This window comes from Streptomyces diversicolor (assembly GCF_057537855.1).
This window is the reverse complement of sequence record NZ_BAAJXA010000044.1, coordinates 51,018-68,376: the sequence shown is the minus strand read 5'-3', so window position 1 is coordinate 68,376 and position 17,359 is coordinate 51,018. Positions and strand designations below refer to the sequence as shown.

Below are 17,359 nucleotides of genomic sequence, written 5' to 3'. Positions count from 1 at the left end.
CGTCAGTCGTCGCCGTTGAGCATGGCCGCGGTCAGGATGTTGCCGGCGACGCCCCAGCCGCCGTCGGCGACCTCGTCGACGAGCACGACGGTGGTGGGACGGGCCCGCTCACCGTAGATCTTCGCGTACAGGTCGGTGGTGCGCTCGACGATCTTCTTCTTGTCCTCGGCGGTGATGGTGCCCGCGGGGACCTTGAAGTGGGCGAAAGGCATGGGTTTCTCCTTCGAGTGGGTTTCTCGCGTGGGTTTCTTGCGCGGGTTCGGAGGCGGCCGGTGGCGGCTGGGTCAGCTCACACCATCCCTCCGTTGGCCCACAGGATCTGGCCGTTGACCCAGTGCCCCATCGGGGCCGGTGAGGAAAGCATGTCCTCCACGATGCGCGGCGCTGACCAGCGCAACCAGGGGATGTCATCCCCTGGGTCGACGGCCCCCACCGCGCACACAATGGAGGGCATGAGGTCTGCGAAACACACCGAGCTGGGAGCTTTCCTGCGGTCGCGGCGCGAACGCATCCGCCCGGCCGACGTCGGGCTGCCGACCGGGCCCCGGCGCCGGGTGCCCGGGCTGCGCCGCGACGAGGTCGCCCAGCTCGCCGGGGCATCGGTGGACTACTACAACGAGCTGGAGCGTGGAGCGGGGTCCCAGCCGTCCGAGCAGATGCTCGCCGCGCTGGCCAGGGCCCTGCGGCTGAGCGCCGACGAACGCGACTACCTCTACCATCTGGCGGACCGCCCGGTGCCCGTACAGGGCGGGGCGGCCTCGCACGTACACCCCGGCATGCTCGATCTCCTCGATCGGCTGGCCACGACACCGGCACAGATCATCACCGACCTGCATGTCACCCTCGTGCAGAACCCGGTCGCGGTGGCCCTGCTCGGGGACCACTCCGGTTTCCGCGGAGCCCGGGCCAGCTTCGTCCACCGGTGGTTCACGGAGCCCGACGCCCGGCGTCTGTACCCCGAAGCCGATCACGACGCCCAGTCCCGTGCCTTCGTCGCGGATCTGCGGGCCGCTGCCGCGCGCAGGGCCGCGAAGGACACCGAAGCCACCTCGATGATTCATGCGCTGCTCGGCGCCTCCGCCGAATTCGCCACGCTGTGGGCCGACCACGACGTCGCGTTCCGACGGGACGACCGCAAACGCCTCGACCACCCGACGCTCGGTCTGATCGAGGTCAACTGCCTCACTCTGTTCAGCGAGGACGGCCGCCAGCGCCTGCTGTGGTTCACTCCCGCAGCAGGCACGGACAGTTCCGGCCTGCTCGACCTGCTCGCGGTCATCGGCACCCAGCAGCTCACCGGACCGACGCCTTGACACCCGGGTCCGCCGGTCCTCTCAGGCCGAGGAGACATGTCGCCGTGCGGCGCGGCCGGTGTGAGACGGTGCCGGACACACCGGGCGGTGACGCCTCGCCGGTCAACCTCCAGGAGGTTCTGGGACCTGCTTCGTCGGCCCCGGCCGAGCCGCGGTAGGTGCGCTCCGCGCCCTACGGCCACCAGCTGTCCGCCGGTCACTCGGCGAGGAGTTCCCGGGCCACCTCGACATCGGTGATCAGGATGTTGATCCACTTGCCGCGTACCGCGCCGCGGATGGCGGCCGCCTTGCCGATGCCGCCCGCGACGCCGATGCGTCGTTCCACTGTGCGGAGCCGGTCCGGCTCGATGCCGATGAGCCGGTCGTTGAACGGCGCGTCGACGGGGTCTCCGGCGCTGTCGAAGTACCGGGCGCAGACATCACCCACGGCGCCCAGTTCCTCAAGCCGCTCCTGGTCCTCGGGCGTGATGGCGTTGCCCGAACGGCGCAGCAGGGGTGACGGTTCGAGCGTGCCGATGCCGAGCAGCGCCAGCGTGAGCCGGGACCAGGCCCTCATGGTCTCGGCCATGGCGGGCTCCCGCGACAGCAGGTCGCGCAGTTCCCTGCTGCCGACCAGTGCGGCGGAGGGGGCGAACACCGGCCGGGCGCCGGTCAGTTCGGCGAGCCGGCTGGTGAGCCGGGTGGCGTGCAGCTGTACTTCCGGGCTGCCGGACCCGCCGATGATCTGGACGACTTCCTGCGCCACGGAGGACGTCTTGGCGCGCATGACGTTCACCGACTCCAGGAGGGTGGCGCTCCACGAGGAGATACCGATGACATCGCCGCCCGTCAGGGTGGCGTCGAGGTAGGTGGCCGTGGCCGCGGCGAGGGCGGGGATCACGTCGAAACCCGAGCCCTCCACCTCCACGACGACGGCGTCGCGCAGTCCGAACCGTTCGACCAGCGCGTCTTCGAGTTCGGCGTGCACGCCTTCGGGGGGCACGACGACGGTTCGCACCACGCCGCGGTCGACGGCTTCCTTCAAGAGGCGGGAGATCCTGGGCTGCGACATGTTGAGGCGGGCCGCGATCTCGGGTTGCCGGATGCCGCGCTCGTGATACATACGGGCCACCTTGACCAAGAGCCGTACGTGATCGGGGCTCGGAGTGGTCGCTGCCGCCGGCACCCTTCCTCCATCCTTCGTGCTCCCCGGGCCGGGCACAGGTCTGTACCTGACCTGGCTGACATGGTATCGGCCCCCGGCTCCACCGCGTCCGCCCGGCGGAACACCACGCGCGGGCGGTCCATGGCAGTACGCCTCGTGGAACTCGGCCTCGACATCGCCCAGCAGGGCCGGGCCGGCAGGAGCCCGGTGCGGTCGCCGAACCGGCGGAAGAGCGTGCCCTTTCCGACCCCGGCCGCCCGTGCGACCTCGTGCATCGTCACCGCCGCCGCCCGCAACCGGGCCAGGGTAGCGACGCCGTCGGGGGCCGGCGCCCGTCCCCGGCCCGAGCCGGACGCGGCACATGGTCCTTGAGCCGCTGTCCTCAGGCGGTGGCCTCGTCGAGGAGTTCCAGTACGTGTCGGTAGGGGCGGCCGGTGGCACGGGTCATGCCCATCTCACAGGTGCGGTTGCAGGAGGCGTACGCGTCGTACGTTCCGGCGGTGATCTCGGCGGCCTGGGCGGCGGTGGCGGCCGCCGTGATCTCCGGGTGGAGCAGACCGCGGTCGCCGGCGAACGCGCAGCAGCCCCAGCTGTCGGGGACGGTGACCTCGTCGCTGACGGCCGCCGCCAGGGTGCGCAACGCGCTCTCGCTGCCGAGGTGCGCGGTGGAGCAGGTGGGGTGCAGGGCGAGGGTGCGCAGCCGACGGGGTGGGGGCAGGGCGGGAAGCAGGTGCTCGGCGGCGAAGACGACGCTGTCGACGAACGTCAGCGACGCGTAACGGGCGCGGTCGGACTCCGGGAGGGCGTCGGACAGTTGCTCCAGGCCGTGGGTGCAGGAGGAGGCGTCGCAGACCACGGGGAGCCGGCCGTGGTCGCTCGCCTCCCACAGTGCCTGAAGGGTGCGGGCGGCCATGGTCCGGTGTCCGGTGGTGTAGCCCTTGGACTGCCAGGGGGTGCCGCAGCACAGTCCGGCCAGGTCACCGGGCACGGTGACGGCGACGCCCGCCCTTTCGCACAGCCGCAGGAAGGCGGTCGCCGAGCCCGCCGCCCCACCGGGAGCGGCCTCGGGGGCGAAGACGCTGCCGATGCAGGCGGCGAAGAACACCGCCTGGGGCGCGGCCGGGCGCCGGGGCGCGGGCCGGGCCGGTCCGCCGCGGGGGATGTCGTCCGCCCAGGCGGGGACCAGCTCCCGCGCTCCGAGCCGGCGGGCCGCGCCGGTGGCGGCGCGCAGTGCGGGGGCGGGCAGGGCGTGCGCGGTGTTCAGCGCGGCGCGCACGCCGTTGACCGCGGTCGCCCAGTGCCGGGCCGTCGCGTTCCCGGCGCGTTGTGCGGCGGCGCCGTGCCGTTCGGCGCGCAGGCGTTTCATGACCGCGCCGGTGTCGATGGCGACCGGGCAGGCGGTGACGCAGAGGCTGTCGGCGGCGCAGCTGTCGACGGCCGCGTAGGTGTAGTCGGTCTCCAGGGCGCGGCGGCGTTCCTCGTCGCCGGCAGCGGTGGCCAGTGCGATCTCCCGCTGGAGCGCGATGCGCTGACGGGGTGTGGTGGTGGCGTCCGCGGTGGGGCAGACGGGCTCGCAGTAGCCGCATTCGACGCAGGCGTCGAGTGCGGGATCGACCTGCGGGACGCTCTTGAGGCTGCGCAGGTGGGCGGCCGGGTCGTCCTCCAGGATCACGCCCGGGTTGAGCACGCCGTGCGGGTCGCACAGCCGCTTCAGCTCGCGCATGACGTCGTACAGTTCGTCGCCGTACTGGCGGCGGACGAAGGGGGCCATGGCGCGGCCGGTGCCGTGTTCGGCCTTCAGCGTGCCGCCGGCGTCCAGGACGAGGTCGACCATGGCGTCGGTGAACCGGGCGTAGCGCTCGGTCTCCCGGGCGGAGTCGAAGTCCTGGGTGAGCATGAAGTGGAGGTTGCCGTCGCGGGCGTGCCCGAAGATCACCGCGTCCTGGTAGCCGTGCCTCTCGAAGAGGGCGATCAGTCCCTCGCAGGTGCGGGTGAGCCGTTCCATCGGGACCGCGATGTCCTCAAGGAGCGCGGTGGTTCCGGGACGGCGGGCTCCCGCGACCGCGGTGTACAGGCCCTTGCGCAGGTGCCAGAGCCGGGCCCTGGTGCGCGGGTCGCGGACGAGCGCGGTCCCGGTGACGGCGGGCAGGCGCTGAAGGACCGGTCGCGCGGCCAGCACCGTCTGCTCCAGCAGTTCGGCGTCGTCCTCGGCGAACTCGACCAGCAGGGCCGCGTGTTGCTCCACGCGCAGACCGCGCAGTTCGTCGACCGGGTGCGGGGAGCGCTGCGCGACGCGCAGTGAGGCGGCGTCGAGGAGTTCGGCGGTGCGGGCGCCGGCGGCGAGCAGGGCCGGCAGGGCGTCGGTGGCCTCGGCGAGGCCGGGCAGTACCAGCAGTCCGGTGGCGGTGTGCGGCAGCAGCGGGACGGTGCGGAAGACCGCCTCTCCCACGAAGGCCAGGGTGCCCTCGCTGCCGATCATGAGGTGGGCGAGGATGTCGACCGGATCGCTGTGGTCCAGGAACGAGTTGAGCCCGTAGCCCAGGGTGTTCTTCATCGCGAACAGCCGCTCGATGAGCGCACGGGAGGCGGCGGAGGCACGGATGCGGTCGCGCAACCGCAGGAGTCCCGCGTGCAGTTCGGGCTCTCGGGCGCGCAGTGCCTCGTCGGCGTCGGGGGCCGCGGTGTCGACCACGGTGCCGGAGGGCAGCACGAACTGCAGGGACTCCATGGTGCGGTAGGCGTTGTCCTGGGTGCCGCAGTTCATGCCGCTGGAGTTGTTGGCGACCAGGCCGCCGATGGTGCAGGCGGACTCGCTGGCCGGGTCGGGGCCGATCCGGCGTCCGTACCGGGCGAGCCGCGCATTGGCCTGACGCACCGTCAGTCCCGGTTGCAGCCGGATGCGCAGGCCGTCGTCGAGGACCTGTGCGCCGCGCCAGTGGCTGCGGACGTCCACGAGGACGCCGTCGCCGCTCGCCTGCCCCGCCAGGCTGGTGCCGCCCGAGCGCAGGGTGAGCGGCAGCCCGGCCGCGCCCGCCCCGGCCATCAGGGCGCCCACCTCGGCCGCCGACGCGGCGCGCACGACGGCGCGCGGTGTGAACAGGTACGGCGAGGCGTCGTGGGCGGCCGCGACCCTGCGCGGCACATCGGTCGTCACCCTGGACGGGTCGCTGACGCACGCGGCGAGGATCGTGGCCAGGCGGGCGTCCTCTTGCGGTGCGGGCGGCGCGGGGACGGTCGGGGTGGAGGGGGTCATGGGTCCTCGATGCCGGGATCGGGATGGGGGTCAGTGCGTGATGTGCAGCAGGCGCGGCGGCTGTGCGGCGGGTTCACCCAGCCGCAGCGGCAGCAGGCCGGGGGTGATGCTGCCGAGGAGGGTGGCGCGGCGGGCTCCGGTGCCCGAGGGGAACGTACCGGGCAGGCCGTTGACGGTGAGGAAGCCGAGCACGGCGAAGGCCAGGGCCTCCTTGGCGTCACAGGGCAGGCCCAGGGCGTCGCTGGGGCGGACCGGCACGCCCGGCAGTTCCTCGGTGATCATGCGCATCAGTACCGGGTTGCGGGCGCCGCCGCCGGAGACGACGAGGTCGGTGACGCCGTGCGTGCGGCAGGCGTCCGCGACGGTGACGGCGGTGAGCCGGGTCAGGGTGGCCAGCACGTCGTCGGGGCGGGGCGTGGGCACGGCGTCGAGGGCCCTTTGCAGATAGGGCAGGTGGAAGTGCTCCTTGCCGGTGCTCTTGGGCGCGGGCCTGCGGTAGTAGGGGTCGTCCAGCAGGAAGGCGAGCAGGTCGGGGTCGGTGCGGCCGGCGGCGGCCCTGCGGCCGTCCTCGTCGTAGGCGGCGGCGCCCGCGGTGAACTGCCGTACGGCGGCGTCCAGGAGAGCGTTCGCCGGCCCCGTGTCGAAGGCCAGCGGGTCGGCGCCGGGGGCGACGACGGTGACATTGGCGATGCCGCCCAGGTTGAGTGCGGCGGGGGTGCCGGGCAGGGCGCGCAGCAGCAGGGTGTCGGTCATGGCGACCAGTGGGGCGCCCTGGCCGCCGGCGGCGACGTCCCGGCTGCGCAGGTCGGAGACGACGGGAAGGCCGGTCGCTTCGGCGATCCAGGCCGGCTGGCCGAGTTGGAGGGTGCCGCGCACGATGCCGTCCTCCACCCAGTGGTGCATGGTCTGGCCGTGCGAGACGACCAGGTCGGCGGTGCCGTCGCACAGTTCGCGCAGGGCGTCGTGGGCGGCATCGGCGAAGGCCTGGCCGATGCCGGTGTCCAGGGCGCACACGGCCGCGGTGGTGGTGGCCGCCGGCGGGAGGGTGGCGGCGATCAGATCGCGCAGGTCGCCGGGGTAGGGCCGGGAGAGGTGGCCGAGGGGCCGCAGGTGCAGGGCGTCGCCGTGCAGGGTGAGGTCGGCGGCGGCTGCTTCGATGGCGTCGTAGGAGGTGCCCGACATCAGGCCGATCACACGCACGGTGCCTCCTGGTCCACGGTCCGCCGCGCGGGCGGGGTCGGCTGCGGTTGCTGCATGGCTTCTCCCCGGGGGTGCTGTCGCTTGACGGGGGTGCGGGGGCCGAAGAGCCCCCGCACCGGGTCGGCTGCGTGTCTCGTCACTCGGTGCCGACGGCCGCCGCCGCGCGGCCGGGTCCGGACCCGCCATCGCCCTCAGGGGCCTCGGCGGCCTCGGGGGCGCGGTGGAACAGGCTCATCACACCGCCGACGACCAGGGTGATCACCACGCCGATCGGGACCAGCCACTGGGCGGCGATCGCGGTGGGTACGGTGGCCCCGGCCACGGTGACGTCGATCTTCACCTCGCGCACGATGTAGGTCATGACCGCGATGGTCACCACGAACGCCACGACGGAGTCGACCTCGTTCGCGCGTCTGACGAGCCGTCCGAGGAGGAAAGCGCCGAGGAGCGCGCCGTAGGTGTAGCCGGCGATGGTCAGGCCCGTGAGGTAGACGTTGCCGGTGCTGGTGCTGAAGGCGCAGGCGAACACCGCCATCAGCACGGCCCAGACCAGGGTCATCACCCGGGCGAGTCTGAGCAGGAACTCCTCCGACGGCGTGCCGCGGAAGAAGCTGTGGATGATGTCGGCGACCGTCGAGTTCGACATCGAGTTCAGCGCCGAGGACAGCGAGCCCATCGCCGCGCCGAGGATGCCGGCCACGAGCAGGCCCGAGATCACCACGGGCAGGCCGTGCAGGATGAAGTCCGGGTAGAGGTTGTCGGAGCTGGCCAGGCCCAGGTCCTTGAAGCTCCGGCCCTGGTTGTACGACCACAGCAGGGCACCGACCAGGGAGAACGCGGCGAACTGTACGGTGACGAAGATTCCGGAGGCGATCATGGCCTTCTGGCCGTCGCGCAGTGTCCGGGTGGCCAGGATGCGCTGGACGATCAGCTGGTCGGAGCCGTGGCTGGCCATCGCGAAGATGGCACCGCCGATGATCGCGGTCGGCAATGCGAACGGGCTGGTGAGGATGTGGGCGAGCCCGAAGTCGGTGTCGAACAGCCGGAAGTGTCCGGTGTGCAGGGCGTCCGCGAAGCCGGCACCGCCGACGTGGCTGGAGAGCACCGCGATGGCGAGGATCGCCCCGCCCAGGTACAGACCCATCTGGATGGCGTCGGTCCAGATGACGGCCTTGATGCCGCCGAGGTAGGTGTAGACGACGGTGATCAGCGTGAGGACGACGATGATGACCCGGTAGCCGGCGTGCACTCCGAACTCGTCGAGCAGCAGCTTGATCGGGATCGCGGAGGCGAACAGCCGCACCCCCTCGGCCAGCAGCCGGGTGAAGACGAAGGTCACCGAGGCGAGCCCCTGCATCTTGAGCCCGAATCTGTCCCGCAGGTACTGGTAGGCGCTGACGAACCCGCCGCGCTTGTAGAGGGGGATGAGCACGGTGGCCACGACGACGCGGCCGATGACGTAGCCCAGGGCGAGTTCGACGTTGCCGAAGGCCTGGCCGCTGTAGGCGCCGCCGGGCACGCTGATGACCGTGAGCACACTGGTCTCGGTGGCCACCACGGAGAACGACACCGTCCACCACGGCATGTGGCTCTCACCGACGAAATAGTCCTTCGCCGTCTTCTGCCGGCCGGCCAGCCGCAGTCCGATCACCGCGATGGCGACCAGATAGACGACGACCACCACGAGGTCGAGTTGGCGCACGCTCTCTCCTAAACAGGGGCCGACGGTGTCGACGGCAGGGTGGGGACGAGGGGGGTCGCCCGCCGTACCCGGGCGATGTGGGGTTCGTGGGGTGCCGACGCGTCCAGCGCCAGCAGTCCCGCGCCGTCCAGCGGGTCCCCGAGCGGGGTCTGGAGCCGCAGGGGGCGCGGGGAGCCGGTGAGCGCCGAGCGCAGCGGACCGAGGAGCGGTTCGCCGAGGCCGGTGAGCCCACCGGTGACGGTGACGGCGTCACCGCCGGTTCGGCGGGCGGCGGCGCGTACGGTCTCGGCGAGCGTTGCGGCGGCGTCCCGCAGGATCGCGGAGGCCGTCGCGTCACCCGCGGCTGCCGCCCGTGCCACGTCCGGTGCGAAGGCCGCGATGGCGCGGGCCTGGTTGCCGTCCCAGCTGATGGCCGAGGGCAGCCGGTCCGCCTCGCCGAAGCGCTGGACGGCGGCGGCCAGCAACGCGGTGTCCGGTCCGCGCCCGTCGTGGGCGCGCAGCGCGGCCCGCAGGCCGGCGGCACCGATCCAGGCGCCGCCGCCCTCGTCTCCGAGCCAGGGGCCCCAGCCGTCGACACGGGCGTAGGCCCCGTCGTCCCCGATGCCGATGGCGACGGAGCCGGTGCCGATCGCGAGCACCACGCCGGTGCCACCGCCCAGGGCGCCCGCGTGGGCGGTGATCGCGTCGCTGGTGACGGCCACCTCGTCCACGGGCAGGTCCTCAAGGAGCCGGACGGCCAGGGCGCGGGCCGCCTCCGGTGCGGTGGCCGCCCCCGCCGCACCGACACAGACCGTGGCGGGCCGGAGCGCGGGCTCCCGTTCCAGCAGCGGCAGGACGGCGGCGCGCACGGCGGCACGGGCCAGCGCCACTCCGTTCTCGGCGGCGAGCCCAGGAGCTCCGTGCACCTCCTCGGCGGTACGGGCGCGAACGGCGCCGTCGGCCCACAGGGCGGCACGGCAGCCGGTCTTGCCCACATCTACCGCTACTGCTGCTGTCATACGGCATGCCTTCGGTCGGTGGGGATCCATCGCATCGGACGGTCACGGAACGGACGGGGACCGGTGACCGGCGCGGATCGCGGTCCAGCGAGTATCAGAAGGCCGACCTCCACATGTCAATAACTAACCTTGCGAGTTTTTATCCGTAACTTTTTGACGTCCCGGCGCGGCGCGGTTAGCGTGTGCCCCAGCCACTCAGGAGGGAACGACCCATGGCCCGCCGGGAAACACCTCGCACCGCCACCCAGCCCGCGGAGGACACCTCCCCCGCGGAGACCCTGGCGCGCATCCGTGCGGCACTGCCGTCCCTGGCCCCTGCCGAACGACGGGTGGCCGACATCGTCCTGGCCGATCCGGCCCAGGCGGCGGAGCTGTCCATCAGCGCGCTCGGCAAGCGGGCCGCGACCTCGGTGGCCACGGTGATGCGCTTCTGCCGGACCGTGGGAATCCCCAACTACCCGCAGCTGCGCCTCTCCCTGGCCGCCGCGGCGGCCCGCGAGCACGCGCTCGGCGGCAGCAGGCCCGTACCGGGCACCGACATCAGCGCCACCGACACACTCGGCGACATCGTCCGCAAGATCATCTACAACGAGGTGCGCGCCCTGGAGGACACCGGGGCCGGACTCGACACCGAGGCGCTGGGCCGCGCCGTCACCGCGGTGGCCGCCGCCCGCCGCATCGACATATTCGGCGTCGGCGCCAGCGCGTTCGTCGGCCAGGACCTGCACCAGAAACTGCACCGCATCGGACACATGGCCTTCGTCTGGACCGACCGGCACGCCGCCCTGACCGCGACGGCCCTCCTCGGGCCCGGCGACGTCGCCCTGGCCATCTCCCACTCCGGGGAGACCGAGGACACGGTCGAACCCCTCCGGGCGGCCGGCGAACGCGGCGCCACCACCATCGCCCTCACCAACGTGCCGCGCTCCACCCTCGCGCAGAGCGCGGAACTCGTCCTGACGACCTTCGCCCGCGAGACACCCTTCCGCTCCGGGGCCACCGTCAGCCGCATCGCCCAGCTCGCGCTGATCGACTGCCTGTTCGTCGGCGTCGCGCAGCGGTCCTTCGACGCCACGACCACGGCCCTGGAGAAGACCTACGGGGCCGTCCAGCGTCGCCGTCGCCCCCAGGCGCGCCGCACACCTGCCGACGACTGACACCCGTTCCGCCCACCCGACACCGCCCCCCGAAAGGATGCCCGCGCCGTGGACCTGAGCACACTCGGCACCGAGGCCCGCAACGAGCGGACCACAGAACTGGACCGCATGCCGGTCCTGGAACTGCTCTCGGTCATGAACGCCGAGGACCAGACCGTCGCCCTCGCCGTCCGCGACGCCCTCCCGCAGATCGGGGCGGCCGTCGAGGCGGTCACCGAGTCCCTGCGGCGGGGCGGACGGCTCATCTACCTGGGCGCCGGCACCAGCGGCCGCATCGGACTGCTCGACGCCGTCGAGTGCCCGCCGACCTTCGGCACCTCCCCCGAGCAGGTCGTGGGCCTGCTCTCCGGTGGCCCCGGCGCCTTCATCGTGGCGGTCGAGGGAGCCGAGGACGAACCCGCGAGGGCGGTCGACGACCTCGAAATGATCGGGGTGAACGACGACGACACGGTCGTCGGGCTCGCCGCCAGCGGCCGTACTCCCTATGTCGTCGGTGGCCTGAAGCACGCCGCCGCCAGGGGCGCCGTCACCGTGTCGGTCGCCTGCAACCGCGACGCGGTGGTCAGCCGCTACGCCGACATCCCCATCGAGGTACCCACCGGACCCGAAGTGCTCACCGGGTCGACCCGGCTCAAGGGCGGCACCGCCGAGAAGATGGTCTGCAACATGCTCTCGACCGCGTCGATGGTGCGGGTCGGCAAGGTCTACGGAAATCTCATGGTCGACGTCAGGGCCAGCAACGAAAAGCTCGTCGACCGGGCCCGTCGCATCGTCGTCGAGGCCACCGGGGCCGACGCCGACATCGCCGCCGAGGCCCTGCGGGCTGCCGGCGGGCACGCCAAGACGGCCATCGTCATGCTGCTCGCCCACTGCACCGCCGAGGAGGCCGCCCGGCGCCTGGACCTGGCGCACGGCGACACACGCACCGCCATCGGCCGCCCATGACCCGCGGCGAGCCGCATCGCGGGTCCGGCGCGGCTGTTGTGGATCTGTGACACGACAGCCGTGGAAGCGGGGAGGAGCGGTGACGTCAAGGCTCAAGGCGTGGACCGACCGGGCGTCGGTCCCAGCCTGCTGATCGTCGCCGCGGTCGTCCCCGTCGTGGCGCTGCCCGCACCCGGCATCTTCTGGGTGCGCGCCGACAGCCGGGGCCTCACCCTCTCCAGGGCACTGCTGCGGCGCCACTGCCGCCGGCACGACAGCACGGGCCGGGACATGACCTTCGGCGAGGACCCCGATTCGGACGCGGCCCGCCTCACGACGCGTCTGCGCCTGGCCACGACACCCTCCGCCGGCCGCGGCCCGGTGGTCGGCGTCCTCGGCCTCGCCCCCGGCCATCGGCTACGGGGCACCGAACCGCGGCGGCTCGCGGACCTGTTCACCCTCCTCACCGCCCATGGTGTCCCCCTCGCCGACCCCGGCTTCGCCGACCGCGTCCGCGCCGCCCACGGCCTACCCCCGCTCGCCCAGGACCCCGACCCGGGAGTGTGAACTGCGCCGGGGCGTGCCTCGGGAGCGGCTGCCGGATGTCTGCGATTCCCGAGTCCAGGCGGCGGCCTGTTCGCTGAGCGACAGCCCGAGTCCCCCTCGGTTCGGGATGATCAAGCGGCCGTCCCTGACGTCGAGGCGCTCGTGGTGGTGCGCGCGGCGGGCCGCCGGTGCGGGCATGTGCCGGATTCACGGGGCCGGGCCGTTGACATGGTCAGCAGAAGCCACCTAGTTTTTGCATATGCTGCGACAGCGTTGCAAATATTGCAACACGATCCGAATGGGAGTTCACCCGGACCCGGCGAACCGGCACCGCGACCGCGCCCTGGAAGTCGCGGACAGCCTCGGGCGCCTGGCCGCGCGGCTGCCGCCGCGCAACGTGGTCCGCACGGCAGAAACGGAGCGCGGATGAACCGCACCCACCGGATCGCCACCGACGTCCTCACCATCGGCGAGACCATGGTGATGGTCACCCCACAGGACGGCGGCCGTCTCGACGCGGAGTCCAGCTTCGTCCTGCGGCCCGGCGGCGCCGAGTCCAACGTCGCCGCGACCCTCGCCGAACTGGGCCACCGCACACACTGGGCCGGCGCGCTGGGCGCCGACCGGCTGGGCGACATCGTCATCACCGCGCTGTCCGGACACGGAGTGGACACATCGCTCGTACGCCGTGACCCCGACCGGCCCACCGCCGTCTACTTCAAGGACCCCACACCTCACGGCACGGAAGTCGCCTACTACCGCAACGGCTCGGCGGCCGCCGGCATGAGCATCGCGGACTCCGCGGCCTGGTACCGGGTGAGCCCGCGTCTCGTGCACCTGTCCGGCGTGCTGCCCGCCCTGTCCCCGGCCTGCGCCCAGCTCACCCGCCACATCGTGCTCGACCGTCCCTGGGGGGACACCCCGATCAGCTTCGACGTCAACCACCGGCCGGTGTTGTGGGAGCGCGCGGGCGACACCGCACATCCCCGTGAGCGGGCCGCCGAGACACTGCTCGATCTCGCCCAGCACAGCGACGTCGTCTTCGTCGGACGCGACGAGGCCGCCGCGCTCTGGGGCACCACCGACGCGGAGAGTGTGCGGGCACTGATCGACCATCCGGAGCATCTCGTCGTGAAGGACGCCGCCGTCGAGGCGGTCTCCTTCACCGGCACCAGCACCACCCGTGTGCCCTCCCGGCGGGTCGACGTCGTCGACCCGGTCGGGGCCGGGGACGCCTTCGCCGCCGGCTGGCTGAGTGGATGGCTCAGCGGGCGGCATGACACCCTGCGTCTGCGGCTCGGACACTACGCCGCCGCGCAGGTCCTCGCCTCCGCGTCCGACCTGGTGCCGCTCCCACCGGCGGGGGAAGTGACCGCCTTGCTGGAGGACGAGGCCAACCGCGTATCCCAGGACAGCACTTAAGGACTCGCATCCATGTCGCAAACCGTCGCCCGCGCCATCGACATCATCGGCTTCGTCTCCAGGCAGCCGCGCTCCCTCAACGAGGTGGCCGAACACGTCGGTGTGCACAAGTCGACGGCTCTGCGGCTCCTGCAGACCCTTGAGGAAGCGGGATTCGTCCGCAAGGACGCCGGCGGCCACTACGCGATGGGCTTCCAGCTGATCGCGTACGGCCAGCTCGCCCTCGACCAGGTCGAGGCCCGGTCCCTCGCCCACCCCGTGCTGCAAGAGCTGGCCGACCGCCACGGCCACACCGTCCACCTCGGCGAACGCGTCGGCGACCGCATCATCTACGTCGACAAGATCGACGGCAGGGGCAGCGTCGCCATGGGCTCGCGCATCGGTCTTCCGGCACAGATCCACACGGCGGCCGTGGCCAAGGTGATCACCGCCTACCAGGATGCGACCACCCGGGAGCGCATCCTCGGCCAGGCCACGTTCGAACGCTTCACCGACACCACGCGCACCAGCCGCGAGTCTCTGGAGGAGGATCTGCGCCAGACCCGCGACCGTGGCTGGGCCGAGGACGACGGAGAGCACGAGGGCTACATCAACTGCATCGCCGTCCCCGTCTTCGACGCCCGGGGAAAGGCGACCCACGGCATCTCCGTCACCGCCCTGTCCGCGGTCGCCCCGCTCGCCGAACTCCGCGCCCGTCTCGATGATTTCCGCAAGGCCGCCCAACAGATCAGCTCCAAGCTGGGCTGGAAAGGAAACACTTCATGACCGCCGCCGACCGCAGTGACGCCTTCTTCGCGCAGCACCTGGCCGCAATGCCCGTCATCGGCATCTTCCGCGGTCAGGACCCGGACACCACCGTCGAACTGTGCGAGCACGCCTGGGATTTCGGCGTGGACCTCGTCGAGATACCCGTCCAGTCCCCGTCCGCCCTCCCCTCGCTGAGGGCGGCGGTCAAAGCCGCCCGCGCCCGCGGCAGACACGTCGGAGCCGGTACGGTCACCAGCGCCGAGCGGGTGCGGGCGGTCATGGACATCGGCGCGGCCTTCACCGTGGCCCCGGGCCTGCACCCCGAAGTCATCGAGGCTTCCGCGCAGGCCGGCCTTCCCCATCTGCCGGGCGTCGCCACCGCCACCGACATCGCGGCCGCCCTGGCCATGGGCCACACCTGGCTGAAGGCGTTCCCCGCCCGGCAGCTCGGACCGGACTGGGTCACCGCTCAGCTCGCGCCCTTCCCCGACGCCCACTTCGTCGCCACCGGCGGAATCAGCGCGGACAACGCCGCCGCATTCCTGTCGGCCGGATGCGCCGCCGTCGCCGTGGGCTCGGCACTGGCCGACCCTGCCGCCCTGCCCCGGCTGCGGGAGGCGGTGAGCCCCGTGCGCTGACACCCCGCGCCCCAGCATCCGCTCCGCTCGCAACACACCCCGCCTGCCCGCGTGCGGGACGTTCGCCGTGTTCGCCGTGGCGTTCTTCGTCCGGCCCCTCGGCGGCCACGGGGCCGCGCTGCATGACCCTGGTCGCCAGCATGTCGCCGGCCGACGCGGCGCAGATGCCGCCGCGGCTGTCGACGACGAGGACCTGTCGCGCCCCGACGCTCTCCACCGCCTCCCCCCGCGACACGTGTCCGGTGCGGCACGGGTCGCCGTACGGCTCCACGTCCTCGCGGGAGGGCCGGAGCCATGGGCGCGCCCGTGACTCAGTCCGCCGATTCCCTCTGCGTGTGTCCCAGTTCGGCGGAGAACCGGCGTGCCACCGCCCGGACCTCGGCGGCGAGCTGGTCGAGCGAAAGGCTCTGGGTGCCGGCCACCGTGGCGACCCCGATGGCCGCGACCGCGCTTCCGTCGCCGGTCCGCACGGGCGCCGCGACGCACTCGATACCCGATGTGGTGGACCCGACCTCCACGGCATAGCCCGCCGTACGCACGTCGGCGAGCAAAGAAGTCAACTGCTCGAAGGAGTCGACTTTGACGTCCGTACGCTGCGGCCAGTTGTACTCGGCGAACCGTGCACGCAGCTCGCTGTGGTCCAGGAAGGCCAGGATGGAGCGCCCGACAGCGGTGAGGTGGGCCGGCAGCCGGGTCCCCACGTCGGTGACGAGACGTATGCCCGATCCCTGCGGCTCCCGCTTGTCCAGGTAGAGCACATCGGTTCCCTGAAGGACCGCCAGATGGCTGGTCTGCCCGGTCCGTGCCGTCAACGCGCTGAGATGACGCTGCCCTTCGTACTGGAGGTGTCCGGTGCGCAGATAGGCGGCACCGATCTCAAGCGCGCTGATCCCGAGGGACCACACCCGGCGATCGGGCCAGTACGCCACATAACTCATGTCGCGCATGACGTTGAGCAGATGATGCGTGGTGCTCTTCGGCAGGTCAAGCGCCGCGGCGATCTCCAGCGCGGACAGCGGCGTGACCCGCCGGCTCAGCAGATCCAGGACCGCCATGACACGCTCGGCGGACTTCACTTTGCTGCTCGACACCAAGCACCACCTAACTCATCGCGGCCCGCCAGGGGCAGCCGGCGCCCGGCACATGTCGGGCCGGACAACCGACGGCCGAGGTCTTCCGTACGGGCGCACCCTGTCGTATGGTTCGGGACAAGTCGAGACTCTAGTCTTAGATACGAGACAGGGCAAGGGTACCCGCAATGACACGAGCATTGCTGATGGATCAAGATCTCGCGCTGACCGTCGCCGAGCGGCCCCCGGTCGCCCCCGATCCGGGCGACGTGGTCGTTCAGGTCGCCTGGGCGGGTGTCTGCGGATCGGACCTGCACGTCATGCGGACCGGGGACTGGGTCGAGTACTGGCCGGCCACGCTCGGCCACGAGGTGGCGGGCTGGATCGCGACCTCCCGGACTCCCGGGCTGACCGAAGGCATGCCCGTGGTGGTGGACTCGCGCATCCCGTGCGGTGAGTGTGACGGCTGCGGCCGTGCCGCGCGGTTGTGCACCGCCATGGCCTGGCTCGGGGAACGCAGGCCCGGCGGCTATGCCGATCGTCTGACGGTGCCCGCTCACATGATTCATCCCGTGCCCGCGGGGCTCGACCTGTCCGTGGCCGTCCTGGCCGAGCCGCTGGCCGTGACCACATCCGCGCTGGACCGTGTGCACCAGCCTCCGCGGTCGGTGCTGATCGTCGGGTACGGCCCGATCGGCGCGTTCTGCCACACCGAGGTCGCGCGCCGCTGGCCCGAGGCACCCGTCGCCGTCGTGGAACCCTCGCCGGCACGCTCCCGCCTCGCCGCCGTACGAGGGGTCCCGGCCGCGGCGGCCATGTCCGACCTGCCGGGAAAGGACGCGGGGCCGGCCAGGTTCGACCTGGTCATCGACGCCGCCGGCTACCCGGGGAGCCTGTCGGACGCGCTGTCCTCGGTCACCTCCGGCGGAACGGCTCTGCTTGTGGCGCTCTCCTCGAAGCCCACACCCGTCACCCCGTCCGCGATCGTCGAGCAGTCGGTCAGCATCACCGGTAGCGTCGGGTTCGACACCTCACATCTGCACCGGGCCCTGGACGCCCTGGCCGCCGATCCCGGCTCCTACGGCACGCTCGTCACGCACCGGGTCCCGCTGGCCGACCTGCCGGCATTCCTCGCCGAAGGCGTCCAGCGCACCGCCGGAAAGGTCATCGTGTCCTGCGACCCGCACACACCCGCACACCCGGCCCCGGAGCGCACACCGTCCGTACAGCGGCGGAGGTCCTGAC

The 17,359-nt window shown here is 72.2% G+C and carries 17 protein-coding genes; 9 read left to right on the top strand and 8 right to left on the bottom strand.

The genetic code is table 11. The annotated features are described in order from the left end of the window. Window positions 1–2: 2 nt before the first annotated feature. On the bottom strand, window positions 3–212 hold the full coding sequence (locus AC27LF_RS36940; RefSeq protein ID WP_479660690.1) for a 4-oxalocrotonate tautomerase family protein: 210 nt from the start codon (window positions 210–212) through the stop codon (window positions 3–5). Window positions 213–443: 231 nt separating this feature from the next. On the opposite strand from AC27LF_RS36940, the gene AC27LF_RS36935 reads away from it, so the two are divergent. Beyond that, the gene (locus tag AC27LF_RS36935) at window positions 444–1,313 is read left to right on the top strand and encodes a helix-turn-helix transcriptional regulator (protein WP_479660689.1); all 870 of its coding nucleotides are present in this window, start codon (window positions 444–446) and stop codon (window positions 1,311–1,313) included. Window positions 1,314–1,509: 196 nt separating this feature from the next. On the opposite strand, the gene AC27LF_RS36930 is transcribed toward AC27LF_RS36935, so the two are convergent. The 6 genes from AC27LF_RS36930 to AC27LF_RS36905 all read right to left on the bottom strand — a co-directional run bounded on the left by AC27LF_RS36930 (window position 1,510) and on the right by AC27LF_RS36905 (window position 9,610). After that, the gene (locus tag AC27LF_RS36930; RefSeq protein ID WP_479660688.1) at window positions 1,510–2,433 is read right to left on the bottom strand and encodes a sugar-binding transcriptional regulator; all 924 of its coding nucleotides are present in this window, start codon (window positions 2,431–2,433) and stop codon (window positions 1,510–1,512) included. Next, window positions 2,334–2,732 carry a helix-turn-helix domain-containing protein gene (locus AC27LF_RS36925; protein ID WP_479660702.1) on the bottom strand — a complete coding sequence of 133 codons (399 nt, stop codon included), beginning with the start codon at window positions 2,730–2,732 and terminating at the stop codon, window positions 2,334–2,336. Before AC27LF_RS36925 ends, AC27LF_RS36930 begins: the two co-directional genes overlap by 100 nt. Window positions 2,733–2,839: 107 nt before the next feature. After that, entirely contained in the window at window positions 2,840–5,710 is a 2,871-nt protein-coding gene (locus AC27LF_RS36920; RefSeq protein WP_479660687.1) for an FAD-binding and (Fe-S)-binding domain-containing protein, read from the bottom strand. A gap of 30 nt (window positions 5,711–5,740) precedes the next feature. Continuing rightward, window positions 5,741–6,910 (bottom strand): anhydro-N-acetylmuramic acid kinase, encoded by a 1,170-nt coding sequence (locus AC27LF_RS36915; protein ID WP_479660686.1) that lies wholly within the window; start codon window positions 6,908–6,910, stop codon window positions 5,741–5,743. A gap of 136 nt (window positions 6,911–7,046) precedes the next feature. Next, window positions 7,047–8,612 carry a sodium:solute symporter gene (locus AC27LF_RS36910; protein ID WP_479660685.1) on the bottom strand — a complete coding sequence of 522 codons (1,566 nt, stop codon included), beginning with the start codon at window positions 8,610–8,612 and terminating at the stop codon, window positions 7,047–7,049. An 8-nt stretch (window positions 8,613–8,620) separates the two neighbouring features. Further along, window positions 8,621–9,610, bottom strand: coding sequence for a BadF/BadG/BcrA/BcrD ATPase family protein (locus AC27LF_RS36905; protein ID WP_479660684.1), 990 nt, complete (start codon window positions 9,608–9,610; stop codon window positions 8,621–8,623). 212 nt (window positions 9,611–9,822) lie between these two features. On the opposite strand from AC27LF_RS36905, the gene AC27LF_RS36900 reads away from it, so the two are divergent. From AC27LF_RS36900 to AC27LF_RS36870, 7 genes are all read left to right on the top strand, one after another. Then, window positions 9,823–10,767, top strand: coding sequence for a MurR/RpiR family transcriptional regulator (locus AC27LF_RS36900; protein WP_479660683.1), 945 nt, complete (start codon window positions 9,823–9,825; stop codon window positions 10,765–10,767). A gap of 48 nt (window positions 10,768–10,815) precedes the next feature. Further along, window positions 10,816–11,712: an N-acetylmuramic acid 6-phosphate etherase gene (gene murQ / locus AC27LF_RS36895; protein ID WP_479660682.1), complete on the top strand. Its 897-nt coding sequence runs from the start codon at window positions 10,816–10,818 to the stop codon at window positions 11,710–11,712. 99 nt (window positions 11,713–11,811) lie between these two features. Next, window positions 11,812–12,258, top strand: a complete 447-nt coding sequence (locus AC27LF_RS36890; RefSeq protein WP_479660681.1) for a hypothetical protein — start codon at window positions 11,812–11,814, stop codon at window positions 12,256–12,258. A 277-nt stretch (window positions 12,259–12,535) separates the two neighbouring features. Beyond that, entirely contained in the window at window positions 12,536–12,667 is a 132-nt protein-coding gene (locus AC27LF_RS36885) for a hypothetical protein (RefSeq protein ID WP_479660680.1), read from the top strand. Then, window positions 12,664–13,659: a sugar kinase gene (locus tag AC27LF_RS36880; RefSeq protein WP_479660679.1), complete on the top strand. Its 996-nt coding sequence runs from the start codon at window positions 12,664–12,666 to the stop codon at window positions 13,657–13,659. The genes AC27LF_RS36885 and AC27LF_RS36880 overlap by 4 nt, the downstream gene beginning before the upstream one ends. A gap of 12 nt (window positions 13,660–13,671) precedes the next feature. Beyond that, window positions 13,672–14,424 carry an IclR family transcriptional regulator gene (locus AC27LF_RS36875; protein ID WP_479660678.1) on the top strand — a complete coding sequence of 251 codons (753 nt, stop codon included), beginning with the start codon at window positions 13,672–13,674 and terminating at the stop codon, window positions 14,422–14,424. After that, window positions 14,421–15,044: a bifunctional 4-hydroxy-2-oxoglutarate aldolase/2-dehydro-3-deoxy-phosphogluconate aldolase gene (locus tag AC27LF_RS36870; protein ID WP_479660677.1), complete on the top strand. Its 624-nt coding sequence runs from the start codon at window positions 14,421–14,423 to the stop codon at window positions 15,042–15,044. Before AC27LF_RS36875 ends, AC27LF_RS36870 begins: the two co-directional genes overlap by 4 nt. Window positions 15,045–15,355: 311 nt before the next feature. On the opposite strand, the gene AC27LF_RS36865 is transcribed toward AC27LF_RS36870, so the two are convergent. Continuing rightward, window positions 15,356–16,135 carry an IclR family transcriptional regulator gene (locus tag AC27LF_RS36865; RefSeq protein WP_479660676.1) on the bottom strand — a complete coding sequence of 260 codons (780 nt, stop codon included), beginning with the start codon at window positions 16,133–16,135 and terminating at the stop codon, window positions 15,356–15,358. 167 nt (window positions 16,136–16,302) lie between these two features. On the opposite strand from AC27LF_RS36865, the gene AC27LF_RS36860 reads away from it, so the two are divergent. Then, window positions 16,303–17,358 carry a zinc-dependent alcohol dehydrogenase gene (locus AC27LF_RS36860; RefSeq protein ID WP_479660675.1) on the top strand — a complete coding sequence of 352 codons (1,056 nt, stop codon included), beginning with the start codon at window positions 16,303–16,305 and terminating at the stop codon, window positions 17,356–17,358. Window position 17,359 lies beyond the last annotated feature (1 nt).

Bases quoted from the DNA above. Each gene is read 5' to 3' on its own strand.
- AC27LF_RS36940 (WP_479660690.1), bottom strand. From the start codon at position 212: ATGCCTTTCGCCCACTTCAAGGTCCCCGCGGGCACCATCACCGCCGAG.
- AC27LF_RS36935 (WP_479660689.1), top strand. From the start codon at position 444: ATGGAGGGCATGAGGTCTGCGAAACACACCGAGCTGGGAGCTTTCCTG.
- AC27LF_RS36925 (WP_479660702.1), bottom strand. From the start codon at position 2,732: ATGCACGAGGTCGCACGGGCGGCCGGGGTCGGAAAGGGCACGCTCTTC.
- AC27LF_RS36920 (WP_479660687.1), bottom strand. From the start codon at position 5,710: ATGACCCCCTCCACCCCGACCGTCCCCGCGCCGCCCGCACCGCAAGAG.
- AC27LF_RS36905 (WP_479660684.1), bottom strand. From the start codon at position 9,610: ATGACAGCAGCAGTAGCGGTAGATGTGGGCAAGACCGGCTGCCGTGCC.
- AC27LF_RS36900 (WP_479660683.1), top strand. From the start codon at position 9,823: ATGGCCCGCCGGGAAACACCTCGCACCGCCACCCAGCCCGCGGAGGAC.
- AC27LF_RS36885 (WP_479660680.1), top strand. From the start codon at position 12,536: ATGGGAGTTCACCCGGACCCGGCGAACCGGCACCGCGACCGCGCCCTG.
- AC27LF_RS36880 (WP_479660679.1), top strand. From the start codon at position 12,664: ATGAACCGCACCCACCGGATCGCCACCGACGTCCTCACCATCGGCGAG.
- AC27LF_RS36875 (WP_479660678.1), top strand. From the start codon at position 13,672: ATGTCGCAAACCGTCGCCCGCGCCATCGACATCATCGGCTTCGTCTCC.
- AC27LF_RS36870 (WP_479660677.1), top strand. From the start codon at position 14,421: ATGACCGCCGCCGACCGCAGTGACGCCTTCTTCGCGCAGCACCTGGCC.
- AC27LF_RS36860 (WP_479660675.1), top strand. From the start codon at position 16,303: ATGACACGAGCATTGCTGATGGATCAAGATCTCGCGCTGACCGTCGCC.